The organism is Caballeronia sp. BR00000012568055, assembly GCF_029439455.1.
In the GTDB taxonomy this organism is placed as follows: domain Bacteria; phylum Pseudomonadota; class Gammaproteobacteria; order Burkholderiales; family Burkholderiaceae; genus Caballeronia.
On sequence record NZ_JAQFVG010000172.1, the window covers coordinates 1 to 885 of the forward strand.

At 63.2% G+C, this 885-nt stretch carries 2 protein-coding genes and 1 pseudogene; all 3 read right to left on the bottom strand.

Annotated elements, in window-relative coordinates; all coding sequences use genetic code 11:
• Positions 1-212: pseudogene (locus tag P7F28_RS09415) on the bottom strand (conjugal transfer protein TraG); the annotation flags it as partial.
• Entirely contained in the window at positions 209-601 is a 393-nt protein-coding gene (locus P7F28_RS09420; RefSeq protein ID WP_277184239.1) for a hypothetical protein, read from the bottom strand. The gene P7F28_RS09420 and the pseudogene P7F28_RS09415, both read right to left, overlap by 4 nt.
• The coding region (locus P7F28_RS09425) for a conjugal transfer protein TraH (protein WP_306805847.1) at positions 505-885 on the bottom strand (381 nt) is incomplete at its 5' end. The genes P7F28_RS09425 and P7F28_RS09420, both read right to left, overlap by 97 nt.

Below are 885 nucleotides of genomic sequence, written 5' to 3' on the forward strand. Positions count from 1 at the left end.
CCGTACCACGAAAGGATCGACCAGGGGGCGTACAGGTGACTGTAGTTCGCGCCGAGTGTCGGCTGATAGTTGAACGTGTGCGCGAAGTATTGCGTTGCGGCCTGCATGCCGGCTGCCATCGAGGTAAGAGCAAGCACCGGCACCAGCTTGTTCTTCTTGGCCCGCGTCCCTCGAACCTGCGGGCCGACTGCATTGTTCGGTTTTTCTCTCATCTGCTTCTTCCTTTCGTCTTGAGCGTGCCCTTGTCGGTCAGCGATACGTCATCGCCAAGGGACAGCCGTTTGATCCTGCGCGCTGTGGCGGCATCCACGGCCAGCACAACCACGTCCTCATCGCGCTTCAAAAGGGCGAGCGATTCGCCCTCAACCTGGCGCAGCCCGGCAAACTTGACCGCGCCCGCGTCATTTTCATTATATCGCCGGTGCTTCGGTATATCGAATCCTTTAGCCCGCTTGGACTCGCGCTCGGCAATGTACTTGTCCGCTGCCGTGAGGGCCGGCGCGGCTATTCCTCCTGCCCGATGAATACCCCGTCGCAGCCCGTCATCACGCTGGGTTTCGCGCTGTCCCACACGATCAGGTACATCACGCAGCAGTAGCACTTCACTTCCTCGGGCGAACTGAACCACACCGAGTTGGGACAGGTTTCGCAGACGGTGGGTGCTTGCGGGCGGCGGTTCGGCTCCAACGCGTCCAATGTTGGGCTTGTCGGTCCCTGCGGCGCCTCGAACGGCTGCGGGTCCGCCGGCCCCAAGTCTTCCGGCTCCGGTGGGCCGTCCGATGGCTCGGCCGGCGCGGATTCCTGTAGCAGCGCCATTGCGGCCGCGATCTGGTCGTCCTCGGTCGCTCCCGCGCTGGACGGCGGGGTGTTCTGCTCGTGTTCCTC